The following is a 16,051-nucleotide window of genomic DNA, read 5'->3' as shown; positions in this document are numbered from 1 at the left end:
GGTGGCGGCCGGCGTGGCTCAGCGCGCGTCGACAGCGACGACCGTGTACGGGGTGGTCGGAGTCGGCGGGGTGGTGAACCGGCCGTTCGGCAGGTAGAGCCGGCCGAGCGCGGCGGCCACCGTGGTCGGCACGTCGAAGCCCGGGTCGGTGATGACGCCTCGGGCGACGCCGGCCGTGCCGGCGCGGTTCAGGTCGACCACGGCGACCTGGTTGAGGAAATTCTGCACCACGTACAGCCTGCGGCCGAGCAGCAGCAGGCCGTCACCGTTGAGGAACGTGGCGCCCGGCACGTCGACGGCGGTGGTGACGCCGGTGGCCGGGTCCACCCGGAACAGCGTGCCGGTGTTCGACTGCACGACGATCAGCGCGCGCCCGTCGGGCGTGGGCGCGATGCCGTTGAGGTTGACGCCGGTGCCGATCTGCTGGAAGTCACCGGTGAGCGGCAGTGTGGTGAAACCGCCGGCGGGCGGCAGCGTGCCGCCGTGTCCGAGCGGCAGGCGGTAGAGCACCGGCCGGTTCGAGTCGGTGAACCAGGCGGCGTCGCGGGTGAGCGTCACGTCGTTGACGAACGTCGGCGCCTCGGCGAACCGGTAGCTCGCGAGCACGGCGCCGGTGCGGGTGTCGACGACCCGGGCGTCCCCGGCGGTGCCGCCGGCGACGAAGAGCCGGCCCCGCGCGTCGACCTTCAGGCCGAGCGACGGGGTGCCGGTGGCGGGGCTGACCTGCTTGCCCGCCCCGGTGATCAGGTCGGCGCGGTAGATCTCACCGGTGGCCCGCGACCCGAACCAGGCGTAGCGGCCGGCGGCGGCGACGCCCTCCGGCTGGAAGCCGTCCGGCAGCGCGATCACGCTCGGGCGGCGGTCGTGGGCGGCGGCGGGGGCCGGGGCGGCGGTGGTGACGAGGGTGGCGGCCAGGGCGACGCCGAGGACGGTCCTGATGCGTCGGTTCACTGTGGTCCTTCCGGACGAAACGGTGGAACAGGACCTGCCCCACTGTACGGTCGCCGGCCGGCGACCGCCGGGGACGCGACCCGGCACGGTGCTCCCGTGCCGGGTCACGCCGACTGTCAGCCGGCCGCGCAGGCCGGCGTGCCGGAGGGCGCCGTGCCGGTGCCCTGGAATCCGAACTCGGTGGTGCCACCGGCACCGACCTGACGGTTGTAGTCCACGTTGCGGAACGTCACCGCGCCGGTGGTGCCGCTGGCCTGCGCGCTCCAGGTGTTCGTGACCGCCGAGCCCGACGGCACGGTGAGCGACACGGTCCACCCGTTGAGCCCGCTGGAACCCGCGGTGATCCGTACGTTGGTGACGAAGCCGCCCGGCCACTGGTTGGTGGTGATCGTGGCGGTGCAGGCGCCGGTCGGCGGCGGAGTCGTCGTCGGCGGCTCACTGGTCGGCGGCGTGCTGGTCGGCGGCGTCGAGGTGGGCGGGGTGCTGGTCGGCGGCGCGGTGGTGGGCGGCGGGGTGCCGCCCTCGTTGAGCGCGTTCAGCACGGCGGTGTACGCCTGCTTCTTGTTGCCGCTGCCGTCGAACAGCAGCGGGGTGCCGCTGGCCCGCCACGAGTCGGTGTCGCGGATGCCCCACACGGTGATGCCGTTGCAGCGCGCCACCGCCAGGCAGTCCCGGGTCACGTTGCCGTACGAGGTGGCCTGGCTGCTGCCGGAGCCCTCGATGTCCAGCTCGGTGATCTGCACGTCGACGCCGAGCGCGGCGAAGTTCTGCAGCGTGGTGCGGTAGTTGCTCGGGTACGGCGACCCGCTGTTGAAGTGCGACTGGAGGCCGACGCAGTCGATCGGCACGCCCCGGGACTTGAAGTCCCGCACCATGTTGTAGACGCCCTGGGTCTTGGCCCAGCTCCAGTTGTCGATGTTGTAGTCGTTGTAGCAGAGCTTGGCGCCCGGGTCGGCGGCGCGCGCGGCACGGAACGCGGCCTCGATCCAGTCGTTGCCGGTCTGCTGGAGGTTCGAGTTGCGGCGGGCGCCGCTGTTGCCGTCGTCGAACGCCTCGTTCACCACGTCCCAGGAGTGGATCTTGCCCCGGTAGTGGGTGGCGACCTGGGTGACGTGGTTGATCATCGCGTCGCGCAACGCGCTGCCGGACAGGCTTCCCGTCCACCCGGGCTGCTGCTGGTGCCAGAGCAGCGCGTGGCCGCGCACCCGCATGCCGTTGGCCTGGGCGTGCGCGACGAGCCGGTCGCCGTTGGTGAAGTTGAACTGGTTCCGGGACGGCTCGGTGGCGTCCCATTTCATCTCGTTCTCGGCGGTGACCATGTTGAACTCGCGGTTCAGGATGCCGACGTACGTGCTGTCGGACAACTTGTTCACCGCCACCGCCGTGCCGAAGTACCGGCCCTGCTCCGCCGCCGACGCGCCGAGCGTCGTGCCGGCGCTGGCGCTGGTCGCCACCGCTATCGTGGCGGCGACCATCGCGGCCCCCGCCACCATCGCGACCACAGCGGTCCGCGGGCGTGACCGGGCTGCCGCGCTCCCGCTGCCGCGGGCGAGCACCTTGTCCATCTGAACGCCTCTCTAGCCTGTCAATGGGATCGGCTCGCCTCGGCCACCGCCCGCCACGATGTCGGCTCCGCGCGGTCGCCCGGTGGCCGCGCCAACTCGGGGAGCGACTCCCCGGCACATCGTGAGTGGATCGAAGCGAATCTCTGCCCGGAGCCTACCGGAAGCGTTCCGAAAACTTAATCACCTCGATGCGTCGACATCGGGGCACGCGGTGGCGGGTGGAGGGCGGGAATCCGAGGGCGGGCGCGGGGGGACGGGCGCGCGCACCGCCGGCCGCGACTCCGGAAGTTTCGGGAATCGCCGGTTCTGCCGGTTGAGTGGATCGCGCCCGCGGGCTGATGCTGTGCCAATCGACCGTAGACGATGGAGGAGGTCCCGGAGGATGCGCCGACCCGCGCTCGTCGTACTCGTCCTCGCCGTCCTGCTGACCGGCGCTCCGGCGGTCGCCCGGGCCGGCGTCGCCACTCCACCGGCCGGGCCCGCCGCGCTCGCCGGGATCCGCACGCCCGGCACCGCCTGGGAGCACGACCCGGCCACCGGCCGGCTCACGGTCACCGCCGACGACACGGTACGCGGCAGCGAGCTGGCCGCGCTGCGCCGGACCGCGGCCCGGGCCGGCGCGGTGCTGCGCCACGAACCCGGGCGGCTGCGTACGCTCATCGCCGCCGGTCAGGCGATCTACGGCGGCGGCGGGCGCTGTTCACTGGGCGCGAACGTGCGCAGCGGCGCCACCTGGTACTTCGTCACCGCCGGACACTGCACGCGCCTCGCCGCCACCTGGTACGCCGACAGCGCCCGCACGACGGTGCTGGGCAGCCGGACCGGCAGCAGCTTCCCCGGCAACGACTACGGCGTGGTCCGCTACACCGGAACCGCCGCCCACCCGAGCGCGATCCACACCTACCCGGGGCAGGTCACCGTAACCGCCGCCGGCAGCGCGTACGTCGGGCAGGCGGTCTGCCGCAGCGGCGCCACCACGGGCGTACGGTGCGGCACCGTCACCGGGCTGAACGCCACAGTCAACTACGCCGAGGGCAGCGTCACCGGGCTGATCCGCACGAACATCTGCGCCGAGCCGGGGGACAGCGGCGGACCGCTCTACGTGGCCGCGACCGGCGTCGTCCTCGGCGTGCTGTCCGGCGGCAGTGGCAACTGCACGAGCGGTGGCACCAGCTACTACCAGCCGATCCTGGAGATCCTCGCCGCCTACGGCCTGACCATCCCCTGACCGGCCGCGCGGGCGGCCCGCCGCGCCGCCCGCGCGCAGTTGCGCCGTCCGGTCAGGCGTCGCCGGGTACGGCCATCTCGCCCAGGCGCGACCAGTCCTGCTGCGGCACCGTCACGTTGACGATCCGGGGCGTCTCGGCCAGGTGTGGCGGCAGCGTGCGCTGGGCTTCGCGGAAGTGCTCCGACTGCACGTGCGCCGCGCCCGCCTCGTCGTCGCGGAACGCCTCGACCAGCACGTACTCGGTCGGGTCGTCCAGGCTGCGGGACCAGTCGAACCACAGGCAGCCGGGCTCGGCCCGGGTCGCGGCGGTGAAGTCGGCGGCGATCCGCGGCCAGTTGTCGGCGTCTTCGGGGCGGACCCGGAACTTGGCGGTAATGAAGATCATGGGATCAGGCTACCCAGGGCCGCCGGTGACCCGCGCCCGATCAGCTCTTGGCCGCCGGGCCGAGCAGTTCGGCCGCCCGCCGGTCGGCGAACGCGGTGACCGCCTGCTGCCCGGCGCCGAACACGATGGCCAGGCCCAGCAGCGCGGCGGTGCTGCTCACACTGGTCTCCACCAGGCCGCCGATGACCAGCATGATGCCGACCACCGCCACCAGCGGGCCGACCGCGAGCTTGAGCAGCCCCTGCTGGAACGGCAGCTTGTAGGGCAGCCCGCCGGACCGGGACGTGATCATCGACGGCAGCGCGCTGAGGAACGCGCCGAGCGCCCCGGCGATCAGCACGAAGAACAGCAGCCGCCAGGCCGGTACGCCACCGGCGTCGGTCGGCGCCTCCAGCAGCCGGACGTCGTGGCTGAGCCACTGCACCAGCACCACGAGGATCTCCGCCACCAGCGCGAACACCGACAGCCCCAGCATCCGGTTGCGCAGCCGCCGCGCCGACTCGTGGAACTCGTCGGACGCGGAGTGAAAGCGCAGCAGCAGCGCCTGCACCCGGGCGCGCAGCAACTCCACGGGCACCCCGCCGGTCGCGGTGTCGAGGTCGCTGAGCACCTTGTCGTCGGCCGGCAGCACCTGCGCCGCCGCGCTGCGGTACGCCGGCAGCAGCCCGGTCAGCTCGTCCGAACTGCGCAGCGCCACCATGGCCCGCTCCACCGAGTGGATCGTCTGCCACGCGTACTCCAGGTTGCCGCCGCGCAACCACTCGACCACGCCGCTGCGCCCGAGCACCACCTCCACCCGGGACAGCTGCGCGCGCAGCGCCTCGGCCCGATCGGGGTCGCGCGCGGACAGCACCGCGAGCTGCTGGTACAGGTCGTCGAGTTTGGTCCGTACGCGGACCTGCCACACCGCGCCGGGAACCGGCGCGGCGGGCCGGGACGGCCCGCCCTCCGGCGTGTTCCGGGGCTCGGGTATGGCCTCCGGCTGGGTCTCCTGCTCGATCATCCTGCCCCACCTCTTTCCCCCACGCCGCGCGGACCTGCTACCAGTATTCGCAGGTCAGAGCCATAATGGCTAGAGCACACCGGACAGTCGACCCGGCTCGCGGAGGCGGCGGATCCGGCCCGACGGACGAGGCCGGAGCGCTCGGGCGGTCGGTAGCCTGAGCCGGTGACCGTCTACGCCCTCGCGCAGCTCACCATCCACGACCGGGCGCGCTACGACAGGTATGCCGCCGCCTTCCCGCCGGTGCTGGCCCGCTACGGCGGTCGGCTGCTCGCCGCCGACACCAGCCCGCGCGTGGTCGAGGGGGAGTGGCCGCACCACAAGGCGGTGCTGTTGTCGTTCGACAGCCGGGAGGACTTCGAGCGCTGGTCCACCTCGCCGGAGTACCGGGAGATCTCCCGGGACCGGGAGGCGGCCACCGAGGGCGTGGTCCTGCTGCTCGACGGGATCGGGCACGCCTGGCCGGCCTGACGACCGGTCAGAGCCGGTGGCGTACCCACACGTTGGGCTCCACGTACGCGGCGTGGTCGTGGTCGACGTCGACGAGCACCGGCGTCAACGCACCCGGCACCCGCACCGGCCCGGAGGTGTCGAACGGCAGCCCGGTCCAGCGCCGCCAGTCCGCGAGCGTCCCGGTCACCGTCATCGACCGGGGCGCGACCCGCTCGATCACCCCGCCCGCCCGCACGTGCACCCGCAGCCACGGATCGGCCGGCAGACCGTCGGGGCGGCGGCGGGCCGCGTACTCGGTCATCGGCACGTCCGGGGCGTCGGCCTTGCCGTTCGGGCGCACCGGCGCCACCAGCGTGTCGAACCCGGCGCGGGCCACCGCCGCGCGCATGGCCGCGAGCATCAGCCCGGACACCCCGCCGCCGCGCCGGTCCGGGCGCACGCAGATCTCCAGCGCGGACACCAGGTTGGGGGTGGACCCGGTGAGCCGGCCGAGCGTGGCCCGCTGGATCACCCGGTCCCAGCCGCCGTCGGGCAGCTCGTCCTCCGTCCAGCGCAACGGCGCCGCGTAGCCCCGGGCGACGGCCCGGCCCGGCTCGGCCGGGTCGACGGCGGCGAAGACGAACTCGGGGTACGTCTCGTGTGCGACGCCGTAGTAGAGCGCGCCCATCGGATCCCAGAGCATGAACGGCGGCCAGGCGCCGTCGAAGTCGGTGTCGAGCAGCGGCGCCAGGTCGGGCCGCTGCGCCAGGGTCACGATCTCCAGAGTCACGCCGGGCAGGTTAGGGCCGCGTGGCCCGGACCGCACGCCGATTACCGCCGCGCCGCTGGTTAGGCTGCCGGCATGGCAGATCCGTTCCGGGTGCGCGTCACCGTGCGCGGCTACGAACTCGACACGCAGGGGCACCTCAACCAGGCGGTCTACCTCCAGTACGCCGAGCACGCCCGCTGGGAGTGCCTGCGCGCCTCCGGCATCGGCCAGGACCGGCTGATCGCCGGCGGCGTCGGACCGGTCGCGCTGGAGGTGACTGTGCGTTACCTGCGGGAGCTGCGCGGCGGCGACGAGGTCGACGTGACCTGCGAGTTCCACTGGGGCGAGGGCAAGACGTTCCGGATCGGCCAGGAGTTCACCCGCGCGGACGGCACCCCCGTCGCCTCGGTGTCCGGCGTCGGCGGCCTGCTCGACCTCGCCGAACGGCGGCTGGTGCCCGACCCGCGCGAGCGGTTCCGGGCACTGGCCACCGACCCCGCGCCGATGAGCCTGTAGCGCCCGGTCAGCCCGCCGCGCGCAGGTGGGCGAGCACTGCCAGCACCCGCCGGTTGGTGTCCTCGTCCGGCGGCAGGCCGAGCTTGGCCAGGATGTTGCCCACGTGCTTGCCGATCGCCGCCTCGGTCACGTGCAGCCGCGCCGCGATCGCGCTGTTGGAGTGGCCCTCGGCGACCAGGCCCAGCACCTCCCGTTCACGGGGGGACAGCGCGCCGAGCGGGTCGCGCGGGCGGCGCAGCAGGTGCCGCACCACGTCCGGGTCGACGGCGGTGCCGCCGGCCGCCACCCGGCGCAGCGTCGCGGCGAACTCCTCGACGTCCGCCACCCGGTCCTTGAGCAGGTAGCCGACCCGGTTGCCGTCGCCGCTGTCGAGCAGCGCGGCGGCGTACCCGCTCTGCACGTGCTGGCTGAGCACCACCACGGCGAGGTCCGGGCGTTCGGCGCGCAGCGCGACCGCCGCCCGCAGGCCGTCGTCGCGGTGCTGCGGCGGCATCCGGATGTCGGTCACCAGCAGGTCGGGCCGGTGGGTGCGGACCGCGTCGAGCAGGTCCGGGGCGGAGCCGACGGCGGCGTCCACAGCGAAACCGAACCGGGTCAGCAGGCCCACCAGACCCTCCCGGAGCAGCACCTCGTCCTCGGCCAGGACGACCCGGATCACGGACGGCACGGCAGCTCCACCCGCACGAGGGTAGGCCCACCGGGCGGGCTGGACAGCAGCAGCCGCCCGTCCACCGCCGCCACCCGGTCCGCGAGCCCGGTCAGACCGGTGCCGCGCGTTGGGTCGGCGCCGCCCCGGCCGTCGTCGCGCACCTCCACCACCAGCAGTCGTTCGTCGCGGATCAGGCGCACCTGCGCCCGGGTCGCCCCGGAGTGCCGGGCCACGTTGCCGAGCGTCTCCGAGACCACGTACCAGGCGGTGGTCTGCACCAGGTCCGGCACCGGGCGGGTCAGGTCGGCGTGCACGGTGACCGGGACGACCGACCGGGCGGCCAGATCACCGACGGCGGCGGCCAGGCCGAGTTCGGTGAGCTGCTGCGGGCGGATGCCCTGGACGATCCCGCGCAACGTCACCATCAGCTCCTTGGCCTGCTCGTGCGCCGCCGCGAGCGGCTTCGCCGCCGGGGAGCCGTCCGGCACGTCGAGGCGGGCCAGCCCGAGCTGGAGGGTGAGGCTGGTCAGGCGCGGCTGCACGCCGTCGTGCACGTCCCGCTCGACGCGGCGGCGCTCGGCCTCGTAGGCGCTCACCAGGCGGGCCCGGGACCGGGTCACCTCGCGCAGCGCCGTCCCGCCGGGCGCGTCGTCGAGCAGCAGGCGAGCCACCGCCGCCTGGGCCGCGACGAGCAGCCCGGCGAGGTAGACCAGCGCGGGGACCGCCAGCAGACCGGCGGCCGCGTACGGCACCGCCTCGGCGGGGGAGTCGACAGTGGCCCAGATCAGCACGATGCGGTCCTCGCCGCCGGCCAGCCACGGACCGGCCACCAGCGCCACGTCCAGCAGCACGAGCAGACCGAACATCCCGTACGCCAGCGGCACCGCCACACCCAGCACCGCCAGGTACGCGCCCTCCCGCCATCCGGTGGCGGTGGTGAGGCGGGCGGCGATCCCACGCCATTGGGGCGCGGTCACCGATCGGTCGTCGACCAGGCCGAGGCGCCACCGCTCGACCGCCGCCACCGGCGCGCCGGCCAGCGGCGCGAGCGCCACCACCGCCAGCGCCAGCACGGCCAGCACCGCCAGCGCCGTGGCGTCGACCGGGCGGCCCCGCCGCAGCGCGCCGGCCACCAGCAGCAGCGGCGCGGCGACCACCGCCGCGCCGAGCGCCGCCGTGCCGGCCAGGGGCAGGGTCGTGACGGCGTACGCCAGGGCCCGCCACGGCCACGCGGACAGCAGGTAGCGGCGGCGGCGCAACGCTGCCGCCAGCCCGTGATCAACGGTCATGCCGTGACGCTAGCCAGACCCCGCCGCCCTTCCCAGCCATCCAGGCCCCATCCGCGGGTAGGTCTGGCCCTACCTCGAACCGGCCCGCCACGCCCCGTGCGCCGGGGCGCCCCGAGACGGTGCACTCGTCGGGTGAGAAACCGTCTCGCGGGCGCCTGCTGGCTGCTCGCCGCCGTGTCGTTCCTGGCCGCCAACGTCCTCGTCGGCCTGGCCTGGGACCAGCCCCGGTTCAGCTGGGCCGAGCACAACATCAGCGACCTCGGCAACGTGACCTGCGGCGTGTGGGACACCAGCCGGCCGCGTCCGGTCTGCTCACCGTGGCACGCGGGCATGAACGCCGTGTTCGTCGCCGCCGGGCTGCTGCTCGCGGTCGGCGCGCTGCTCGCGCGCCGGGCGCTGCGCCCGGGCCGCGCCGCGACCGTCACCGTGGCGTCGGCAGTGGCCGCCGGGTCCGGGTACGTGCTGGCCGGTCTCTACCCGGCCGACGTGGACGAGAACCTGCACGTGCTCGGCGCGCTGCTGGTCTTCGCGCTCGGCAACGCGGCGCTGCTGGCCGCCGCGCTCGGCCGGTCGCCGCTGCTGCGTGAGCTGCGGACCGTCAGCGCGGTCCTGGGTCTGCTCGGGCTGGCCGGCACCGTGCTGTTCCTGGCCCGGGTGGACGCCGGCATCGGCGTGGGCGGCATGGAGCGTGTCGCCGTGTTCCCGCTGTTCGCCTGGGTGACGGCGGCCGGGCTGCGGCTGCTCGGGTTCCGTCGGTCCCGGCCCCTATCCTGACCGGATGGAGCTGGTGTTCAGCGGCGAGGTGTGGTTCTGGCGCGGCCCGGCGCCGTACCACTTCGTCACGGTGCCCGACGAGCAGAGCGCGGCGATCGAGGCCGCATCGGCGTCGGTCACCTACGGCTGGGGCATGATCCCGGTGACGGTCCGCATCGGCGGCACCGACTGGCGGACGTCGCTGTGGCCCAAGGACGGCCGGTACGTGGTGCCGCTGCGGGTCGCGGCGCGCCGGGCCGAGGGCATCGAGCTGGGTGACCGGGTCGACGTGCGGCTGACGGTGGACGTGTGACCGGGCCGGAGCTGGCCGAGGCGGGCCGGCTGCTGGCCGCCGCGCGCCGGCCGGTGGTGTTCACCGGGGCCGGCATGTCGGCGGAGAGCGGCGTGCCGACGTTCCGGGACGCCCAGACCGGGCTGTGGCAACGCTACGACCCGCAGGAGCTGGCGACACCGGCCGCGTTCCGCGCCGACCCGGCGCTGGTCTGGGGCTGGTACGAGGCACGCCGGCGCGGGGTGCGCCGGGCCGAGCCGAACCCGGGGCACCGGGCGGTGGCGGCGATCGCGGCCCGGCTGCCGGACACCGTGGTGATCACCCAGAACGTCGACGACCTGCACGAGCGCGGCGGCGTGCCCGCCCCGGTACGCCTGCACGGCAGCCTGTTCGCGCCCCGCTGCTCGGCCTGCGCCCGGCCCGCGCCGCTGCCGTCGGACCTGCCGCCGTCCGCCGGTCCGCCGGAGCCGCACGACGGGGCGGAACCGCACGACGGGGCGGAACCGCACGGCGGGGCGGAATCGCATGCGCCGGAGGCGCACGACGGGCCGCTGGACCCGCCCGCGTGCGCCGACTGCGGCGCGCCGGTGCGGCCCGGGGTGGTGTGGTTCGGCGAGGCGCTGCCGTCGGCCGCGCTCGACGCGGCGGTCGAGGCGGCCTCCGGCTGCGACCTGCTGCTGACGGTGGGCACCTCCGCGCTCGTGCACCCGGCCGCCGAGATCCCGCTCGTGGCGGCCCGTCTCGGCGCGCCGGTGGTGCAGGTGAACCCGGTACCGACGCCGCTGGACGCGATCTGCGCGGTGAACCTGCGTGGCCCGGCCGGCGAGGTGCTGCCCGCGCTGGTCCGCGCCGCCTGGCCGGACGACGCGGTCGGCTGAACTGACCGCAGGCCGAGCCCGGCGTGATCCCGGGAATCGCCCGATCGTCACCCCTGCGCCGCCTACCGTCGGCGCAGGAGGTGGACCGGCGGAGGGCGGCGGGCGTGGGACGCGAACGGGTGCGACGACGGCCGCGCGCGCCCCGGCCGGGGCCGGACGAGCGCCGGGTCACGCCCTTCGAGATCTTCTTCGACCTGGTCTTCGTCTTCGCGCTCACCCGGATCATGGCGCTGATCGAGCCGCACCCGACCCCGGCCGGGATGGCCAAGGGCCTGCTCCTGCTCGTGCTGCTCTGGGTGGCGTGGTTGTCGTACACCTGGTTGGGCAACCACACGCCCGCCGACGTCGGGGTGGTGCGCGGCGGGTTCCTGGTCGCGATGGCCGCGTTGTTCCTGGCCGCGCTCGCCATGCCGCAGGCGTGGACGCCGGGCCCGGGGCTGGACGGTCCGTTGATCGTCGTGCTGGCCTACGTGGTGCTGCGCGCGGTGCACCTGACGCTGTTCCACTGGGCCGCGGCGGGTGACCCGGAACTGCGCGCCCGGATCCGGTTCTTCGCGTGCGTCAGCGCCGTCGGCTGGGTGCCGCTGCTGCTCGGCGCGCTGCTGGACGGTGCCGCGCACGCGGCGCTGTGGGTGCTGGGCTTCGCCGTCGAGGTGGCCGGGCAGCGGCTGTCGTACGCCCGCCGGGGCGCCTGGCCGCTGCGCAGCCCGACGCACTTCGCCGAGCGGTACGGCCTGGTGCTGATCATCTCGCTGGGGGAGTCGGTGGTGGCCGCGGGAGTGGGCGCGGCCTCGGCGGTCACCGAGCCGTCGGTCCTCGCCGTGGCGCTCGTCGGTTTCGTGGTGACCGTCTGCCTCTGGTGGCTCTACTTCCGCAGCACGTCCCCGGAGGCGGCCCGGGCGCTCGCCGCCGCACCGGCGGCGCGGCGGGACCGGATGGCCGCGGACGCCTACAGCCAGACCCATCTGCTGCTCGTCGCCGGCGTCATCTACCTGGCGCTCGGCATCGAGCAGGTGCTGGAGCACGTCGCCGACCCGGAGGCCGGGCCCCGGCTGAACCGCTCGGCCGCGGTGGCGCTGTTCGGTGGCGCGGCCGTCTACCTGGCCGGACGGCTGCTGTTCCGGCGGCTGACCGGTCAGCCGGTGGGAGCGGCCCGGCTGGCCGTCGCCGGGGCGGCGTTGCCGCTGGCCGCGCTCGGGACGGCGCTGCCGCCGGCGCTGGCGCTGGCGGCGCTGGCCGGGCTGTTGCTGGTCGCGATCGCCGTCGATCGGCGCGGTGAGCCGTCCGCCGCCGGGCGGTCGGCGAAGCAGCCGGTAGGCCGGGTCGCCGGGGGTGGAGGGTGAGCCTCACGCGTCGCGCGGCGCCCGCTTCGGGAAGACGGTGTACGCGACCGGCCAGAACACCAGCCAGCCCGCCATCACCACGGTGAGCCGGCCGGCCCACGCCCACAGCTCGGCGGTGCGCTCGCCGTCGCCGACCAGGGCGATGCCACCGAGCAGCACGGCGCAGGCGACCGCCCAGCCGATCATGCCCTTGCCCCACTCGCGCCACTCGTGCCGGGCCCGCGCCATCCCGTACTTCGGGGCCCGGCGCGGGGGAGGCCCGCCGGCGAACCGGTGCGCGAACCGCTCGTCGGCCCAGCGCACCATGCTGTGTCCGAACGCCACCGAGAACCCGAGGTACGCGGCGGCGAGGCCGTGGGCGAACGTGGCTGTCGCGCCCCGGCGCAGGTCGATCATCGTGGCGGCCAGCAGCACGAGATCGACCACGGGCACGGCGATCAGCAGCGCCGCGCCGAGGCGGGGCCGGCGCAGCGGGTACCGGGCGATCAGCCCGGCGAGCAGCACCACCCAGAACGCCACCTCGCATCCGACGATCACTGCCACGAGCATGCGGCCTCCTTTTTTAGTACGCTGTGCGATAACCGTAGCAGCGTTCGTCGACCAGGTTCCGGAGGGGCCCGTGCCCAAGATCGTCGACCACGACGCGCGCCGTGCCGAGCTGGCGCGGGCGATGTGGCGGGTCGTCTACCGCGACGGCGTCGGCGCCGCCACCGTGCGCAGCATCGCGGCCGAGGCGGGCTGGTCACCGAGCGCGCTGCGGCACTACTTCACGACCCAGACCGAACTGCTGGTGTTCGCCATGGAGCACGTACAGGCCGAGGCGGCCGAGCGGATCGCCGCCGACGACCGGACCGGCAGCCCCCACGAGGTCGCCCAGCGGGTGCTGGAACACCTGCTGCCGCTGGACCGGCAGCGCGTCCGCGAGGCCGAGGTGTGGCTGCTGCTCGCCGCGCGCGCCCAGACCGACCCGGCCGCGCGATCCCGGATGGCCGAGGCGGACGACGGCATCCGCCGCGCCGCCGAGTTCGCCGTCTGCCTCCTCACCGGGGAACCGGCCCCCGACCCCGAGGCGGTCGCCGGGCTGCACGCCCTGCTCGACGGGCTCGCGCTGCACGCGCTGCTGCACCCCGAGCGGATGCCACCCGCGCGCGCCCGGGCGCTGCTCGGCGCGCACCTGGACACGCTCGCCGCGCCCTGACCGCCCCGGCCGCGTCCTGAGCGACTCAGTCGCCCGGACGCCGGCCCATCGCCGCGCCCAGCTCGGCGCGGCTGGCGATGCCCAGCTTGCGGTAGACCCGGGCCAGGTTCGCCTCGACCGTCTTCGGGCTGATGTAGAGCGCGTCGGCGATGAGCCGATTCGTCTGCCCCCGGGCGGCGAGCCGGGCCACCCGCTCCTCCGTCGCGGTGAGCGCCGTCGGGGCCGGGGTGCGGGCGCCGATGCGGCCCAGCTCCGCCCGTGCCCGGTCGGCGAACGCGGACGCGCCGAGCGCGTCGAACTCGGCCACCGCCGCGTCGAGCGCCGCCCGCGCCTCCCGCCGCCGCCGCACCCGCCGGTACGCCCGCCCGGCCGCGAGCAGGCAGCGGGCCCGGTCCAACGGCAGCACCGCCTCCGGCACCGTGGCCCGGGCCTGCGTCAGCGCGTCCAGCGCCTCGCCCGGGTCCGCGCCCGTCGCGCCGGCCAGCAGCACCCGGCTGCGGGCCAGCCCGAGCGTCGTCCACGGCCGCGGCAGCCGCGCGTGCCGCCGGGCCAGCCGGTCCAGCGCCGCGTGCGCGGTGTCCAGGTCACCGGCGCCCACGCACGCCTCGATCCAGTCCGGCTCGAACCGCTGCCCCAGCGGCTCGACGATGCCCGAACCGTCCAGGTCGGCCGCGAGCGAGCCGTACGCCGCCGCGGCCGTGACCCACTCGCCCGAGGCGAGCGCCACCAGCCCGGTGAGCTGGTGGTGCAGCCGGCGGCTCCACGCGTCGCCGAGGTCGTCGTCGCGACGTAGCCCGGCGGCGGTGGCACCCGCCCGCGCCAGCCGGCCCCGGTGCGCGTCGAGCATGCCGGCCAGCCAGCTCTCGCCCACCAGGCCGGTGCCGAGCTGCTCACCCAGGTCACGGGCGTCTGCGATGTGCGTACCGGCCTCGGCGAACCGCCCGGCGAGCAGTTCCGTCTCGCCGAGGTGGGTGAGCGCCTCGTGCCGCAGCGGGTCGTCCCCGCGCGCCACCGCCCGGTCCAGCATCAGGTGCAGCCGGGCCCGGGCCCGGTCGTGGTCGTCGACGGCCTTCCACCAGATCGCCGGCACCGAGCCGGCCAGGTAGGACGGTTCGCCGGCCTCCAGCGCCAGCGCCCGGTCGAGCAGGCCGGTCGGCGCCTCGCCACCGGCGCGTACCTCGTGGAAGAAGAACAGCAGCAGCGCGGCGGTGAACAGCGGGCGGTGGTCGTCGCGGTCGGAGAGCCGGGCGATCGCCGCCCGCGCGTGCGCCCGCGCGGCCTCCGGCTGGTCGTGGAACATCGTCAGGTGCGTGTGGATCCGCCCGGCCAGGTCCCCGTCCGGCCCGGCCGCGGCGAGCGCCTGCTCGGCCACGCGCACGGCGGTGACCAGGTCGTCGGCGCACCAGGCGACGAGGGCGCGCAACAGCAGCGCCTCACCCCGCTCGGCGCCGGTCAGCTCCTCGGCCGCGGCCTCGGCGGCCCGGCCGGCCGCCGCGTAGTCCCCGCTGTCGATGCGGCACTGCACCGCGTCGAGGCGACGCCGGTTGCGGTCGGCGGTGGCGGCCTGCGGGGTCAGCTCGGCCGCCCGGGCGTACCAGTCGGCGGCGAGCGCGGGCGCGCCGCGTATGCGCTGCCGGGCCGCCGCGGCGGCCAGGTCGGCGGCGACGTCCGCGTCCGGCGCGACAGCGCACCGGGCCAGTTGCCGGGCCCGCTCGTCGGGGTCGGCGACCGCGCGGGCGAGCACCGCGTGCAGGCGCCGCCGGGCTCCCGGCGGGATGCTCTCCCGGACCGCCGCAGCGTACCGGGGGTGGGCGAAGCTGATCCGGCTCGGCGTGACCACGACCAGCCCGGCGTCCTCCGCCGCGTCCAGCGCGCCGGGCGGCATGCCCGCCGCCGTCAGGTCCCGCATGTCCGGCACGGTCAGCAGCGCGGCCAGCCGGACCGCCTCCCGGCTCGGGCCGGGCAGCGCCCGCAGCGTCTCGGCGAGCAGCCGGCGCAGCGACGACGGTACGGGCAGGTCCTCGTCGTGCGCGGGTGGGCGGGGCAGCCGCAGCACCGCCCGGGCCAGTTCGACGGCGAGCAGCGGGTTGCCGTCGGCGTCGCGTGCCAGCCGCTCGACCAGCGGGCGGCTGAGCGTGCCGCCGAGGCGGGCCTGAAGGATGCGGTGCAGGTCGGGCGCGGGCAGCGGCGGTACGTCGGCGCGCAGCAGCGGGTGCCGGCCGGTCGGGTCGTCGTCCAGCCCGAGCGGCACCGGCGTCGCCGGGGTCTCGCCGGTGCGGTGGGTGGCCAGGACGGCGGGCCACCGGGACAGCCGGCGCAGCGCGAACCGCAGCGCCCGGGCGCTCGGCAGGTCCAGCCACTGCGGGTCGTCGACGGCGAGCAGGAGCCGGGGCGCGTCCGTGACCGCCGCGTCGAGCAGGGTGCGGGTGGCGGCGCCCACGGCCCGTTCGTCGACCGCCGCGCCGTCGTGCTCGCCGGTCAGGAGCACCATGTCGGCCGCCGCGCGTTGCGGCGCCGGCAGCCCCGGTAGCGCGTCGGCCAGCGGGCGCAGCACGTCCGCCAGCGCCGCGTACGGCAACGCGCTCTCGGCCTCGGTGGGCGCGGCGGACAGCACCCGCCAGCCGGTGCGCCGGGCGTGGCCGAGCACTGCTCGCCACAGCGTCGTCTTGCCGATGCCGCTGGGACCGTCGAGGAGCACCGGAGTGCCCGCCGCCAGGGCGCGCCACACCCGCTCGACGACCGCGTCGCGGCCGACCAGTGCGGCGTCCATGGCGGGATGGTGGCACAGCCGCGCCCCCGA

General features: G+C 75.6%; 17 protein-coding genes. 8 read left to right on the top strand and 9 right to left on the bottom strand.

The features are described 5' to 3' along the window. Positions 1–18: 18 nt before the first annotated feature. Together J3R08_RS17290 and J3R08_RS17285 are read right to left on the bottom strand one after the other, a co-directional pair. Positions 19–951, bottom strand: coding sequence for a superoxide dismutase (locus J3R08_RS17290; RefSeq protein WP_209962019.1), 933 nt, complete (start codon positions 949–951; stop codon positions 19–21). A 116-nt stretch (positions 952–1,067) separates the two neighbouring features. Beyond that, positions 1,068–2,516: an endo-1,4-beta-xylanase gene (locus J3R08_RS17285; protein WP_043323818.1), complete on the bottom strand. Its 1,449-nt coding sequence runs from the start codon at positions 2,514–2,516 to the stop codon at positions 1,068–1,070. Positions 2,517–2,898: 382 nt separating this feature from the next. Here J3R08_RS17285 and J3R08_RS17280 point away from each other — a divergent pair, with 382 nt between their 5' ends. Continuing rightward, positions 2,899–3,744 carry a S1 family peptidase gene (locus J3R08_RS17280; protein ID WP_113972772.1) on the top strand — a complete coding sequence of 282 codons (846 nt, stop codon included), beginning with the start codon at positions 2,899–2,901 and terminating at the stop codon, positions 3,742–3,744. Positions 3,745–3,796: 52 nt separating this feature from the next. Here the strand turns inward: J3R08_RS17280 and J3R08_RS17275 are convergent, their stop codons facing one another. Next, positions 3,797–4,129 (bottom strand): putative quinol monooxygenase, encoded by a 333-nt coding sequence (locus J3R08_RS17275; RefSeq protein WP_043323822.1) that lies wholly within the window; start codon positions 4,127–4,129, stop codon positions 3,797–3,799. A 40-nt stretch (positions 4,130–4,169) separates the two neighbouring features. After that, the gene (locus tag J3R08_RS17270) at positions 4,170–5,132 is read right to left on the bottom strand and encodes a hypothetical protein (RefSeq protein WP_043323823.1); all 963 of its coding nucleotides are present in this window, start codon (positions 5,130–5,132) and stop codon (positions 4,170–4,172) included. Positions 5,133–5,297: 165 nt separating this feature from the next. Here J3R08_RS17270 and J3R08_RS17265 point away from each other — a divergent pair, with 165 nt between their 5' ends. Then, positions 5,298–5,603 carry a DUF1330 domain-containing protein gene (locus J3R08_RS17265; protein ID WP_043323825.1) on the top strand — a complete coding sequence of 102 codons (306 nt, stop codon included), beginning with the start codon at positions 5,298–5,300 and terminating at the stop codon, positions 5,601–5,603. A gap of 7 nt (positions 5,604–5,610) precedes the next feature. Here J3R08_RS17265 and J3R08_RS17260 read toward each other — a convergent pair whose 3' ends face one another. Next, the gene (locus J3R08_RS17260) at positions 5,611–6,354 is read right to left on the bottom strand and encodes a hypothetical protein (RefSeq protein WP_064445858.1); all 744 of its coding nucleotides are present in this window, start codon (positions 6,352–6,354) and stop codon (positions 5,611–5,613) included. Between the two features lie 72 nt (positions 6,355–6,426). On the opposite strand from J3R08_RS17260, the gene J3R08_RS17255 reads away from it, so the two are divergent. Continuing rightward, the gene (locus tag J3R08_RS17255) at positions 6,427–6,849 is read left to right on the top strand and encodes a thioesterase family protein (RefSeq protein WP_043323829.1); all 423 of its coding nucleotides are present in this window, start codon (positions 6,427–6,429) and stop codon (positions 6,847–6,849) included. A gap of 7 nt (positions 6,850–6,856) precedes the next feature. On the opposite strand, the gene J3R08_RS17250 is transcribed toward J3R08_RS17255, so the two are convergent. Beyond that, a complete protein-coding gene (locus J3R08_RS17250; RefSeq protein WP_043323831.1) occupies positions 6,857–7,516 on the bottom strand; it encodes a response regulator transcription factor in 660 nt (219 codons plus the stop codon). Further along, on the bottom strand, positions 7,504–8,787 hold the full coding sequence (locus tag J3R08_RS17245; protein ID WP_209962016.1) for a histidine kinase: 1,284 nt from the start codon (positions 8,785–8,787) through the stop codon (positions 7,504–7,506). The genes J3R08_RS17250 and J3R08_RS17245 overlap by 13 nt, the downstream gene beginning before the upstream one ends. 132 nt (positions 8,788–8,919) lie before the next feature. On the opposite strand from J3R08_RS17245, the gene J3R08_RS17240 reads away from it, so the two are divergent. The 4 genes from J3R08_RS17240 (at position 8,920) to J3R08_RS17225 (ending at position 12,053) form a co-directional block, all read left to right on the top strand. Next, on the top strand, positions 8,920–9,561 hold the full coding sequence (locus J3R08_RS17240; protein WP_064445860.1) for a DUF998 domain-containing protein: 642 nt from the start codon (positions 8,920–8,922) through the stop codon (positions 9,559–9,561). Positions 9,562–9,565: 4 nt separating this feature from the next. Next, positions 9,566–9,853 carry a DUF1905 domain-containing protein gene (locus J3R08_RS17235; RefSeq protein ID WP_064445861.1) on the top strand — a complete coding sequence of 96 codons (288 nt, stop codon included), beginning with the start codon at positions 9,566–9,568 and terminating at the stop codon, positions 9,851–9,853. Beyond that, positions 9,850–10,710: a Sir2 family NAD-dependent protein deacetylase gene (locus J3R08_RS17230; protein ID WP_209962014.1), complete on the top strand. Its 861-nt coding sequence runs from the start codon at positions 9,850–9,852 to the stop codon at positions 10,708–10,710. Before J3R08_RS17235 ends, J3R08_RS17230 begins: the two co-directional genes overlap by 4 nt. A 104-nt stretch (positions 10,711–10,814) precedes the next feature. Then, positions 10,815–12,053, top strand: coding sequence for a low temperature requirement protein A (locus tag J3R08_RS17225; RefSeq protein ID WP_209962012.1), 1,239 nt, complete (start codon positions 10,815–10,817; stop codon positions 12,051–12,053). A 3-nt stretch (positions 12,054–12,056) separates the two neighbouring features. On the opposite strand, the gene J3R08_RS17220 is transcribed toward J3R08_RS17225, so the two are convergent. Beyond that, entirely contained in the window at positions 12,057–12,602 is a 546-nt protein-coding gene (locus J3R08_RS17220; RefSeq protein WP_064445864.1) for a hypothetical protein, read from the bottom strand. Positions 12,603–12,672: 70 nt separating this feature from the next. Here J3R08_RS17220 and J3R08_RS17215 point away from each other — a divergent pair, with 70 nt between their 5' ends. Continuing rightward, complete coding sequence (locus J3R08_RS17215; protein ID WP_064445865.1) at positions 12,673–13,251, top strand: TetR/AcrR family transcriptional regulator; 579 nt, start codon at positions 12,673–12,675, stop codon at positions 13,249–13,251. 25 nt (positions 13,252–13,276) lie between these two features. On the opposite strand, the gene J3R08_RS17210 is transcribed toward J3R08_RS17215, so the two are convergent. Beyond that, the gene (locus J3R08_RS17210; protein WP_166457634.1) at positions 13,277–16,021 is read right to left on the bottom strand and encodes an AAA family ATPase; all 2,745 of its coding nucleotides are present in this window, start codon (positions 16,019–16,021) and stop codon (positions 13,277–13,279) included. Between the last annotated feature and the right edge of the window lie 30 nt (positions 16,022–16,051).

It is taken from the genome of Micromonospora sp. HB375 (genome assembly GCF_017872985.1).
Classification (GTDB): domain Bacteria; phylum Actinomycetota; class Actinomycetes; order Mycobacteriales; family Micromonosporaceae; genus Micromonospora; species Micromonospora chalcea.
The sequence above is the reverse complement of the archived record's forward strand: the minus strand, read 5'-3'. Positions and strand labels throughout refer to the sequence as shown.

Bases quoted from the DNA above. Each gene is read 5' to 3' on its own strand.
- J3R08_RS17280 (WP_113972772.1), top strand. From the start codon at position 2,899: ATGCGCCGACCCGCGCTCGTCGTACTCGTCCTCGCCGTCCTGCTGACC.
- J3R08_RS17220 (WP_064445864.1), bottom strand. From the start codon at position 12,602: ATGCTCGTGGCAGTGATCGTCGGATGCGAGGTGGCGTTCTGGGTGGTG.
- J3R08_RS17245 (WP_209962016.1), bottom strand. From the start codon at position 8,787: ATGACCGTTGATCACGGGCTGGCGGCAGCGTTGCGCCGCCGCCGCTAC.
- J3R08_RS17285 (WP_043323818.1), bottom strand. From the start codon at position 2,516: ATGGACAAGGTGCTCGCCCGCGGCAGCGGGAGCGCGGCAGCCCGGTCA.
- J3R08_RS17210 (WP_166457634.1), bottom strand. From the start codon at position 16,021: ATGGACGCCGCACTGGTCGGCCGCGACGCGGTCGTCGAGCGGGTGTGG.
- J3R08_RS17275 (WP_043323822.1), bottom strand. From the start codon at position 4,129: ATGATCTTCATTACCGCCAAGTTCCGGGTCCGCCCCGAAGACGCCGAC.
- J3R08_RS17235 (WP_064445861.1), top strand. From the start codon at position 9,566: ATGGAGCTGGTGTTCAGCGGCGAGGTGTGGTTCTGGCGCGGCCCGGCG.
- J3R08_RS17255 (WP_043323829.1), top strand. From the start codon at position 6,427: ATGGCAGATCCGTTCCGGGTGCGCGTCACCGTGCGCGGCTACGAACTC.
- J3R08_RS17270 (WP_043323823.1), bottom strand. From the start codon at position 5,132: ATGATCGAGCAGGAGACCCAGCCGGAGGCCATACCCGAGCCCCGGAAC.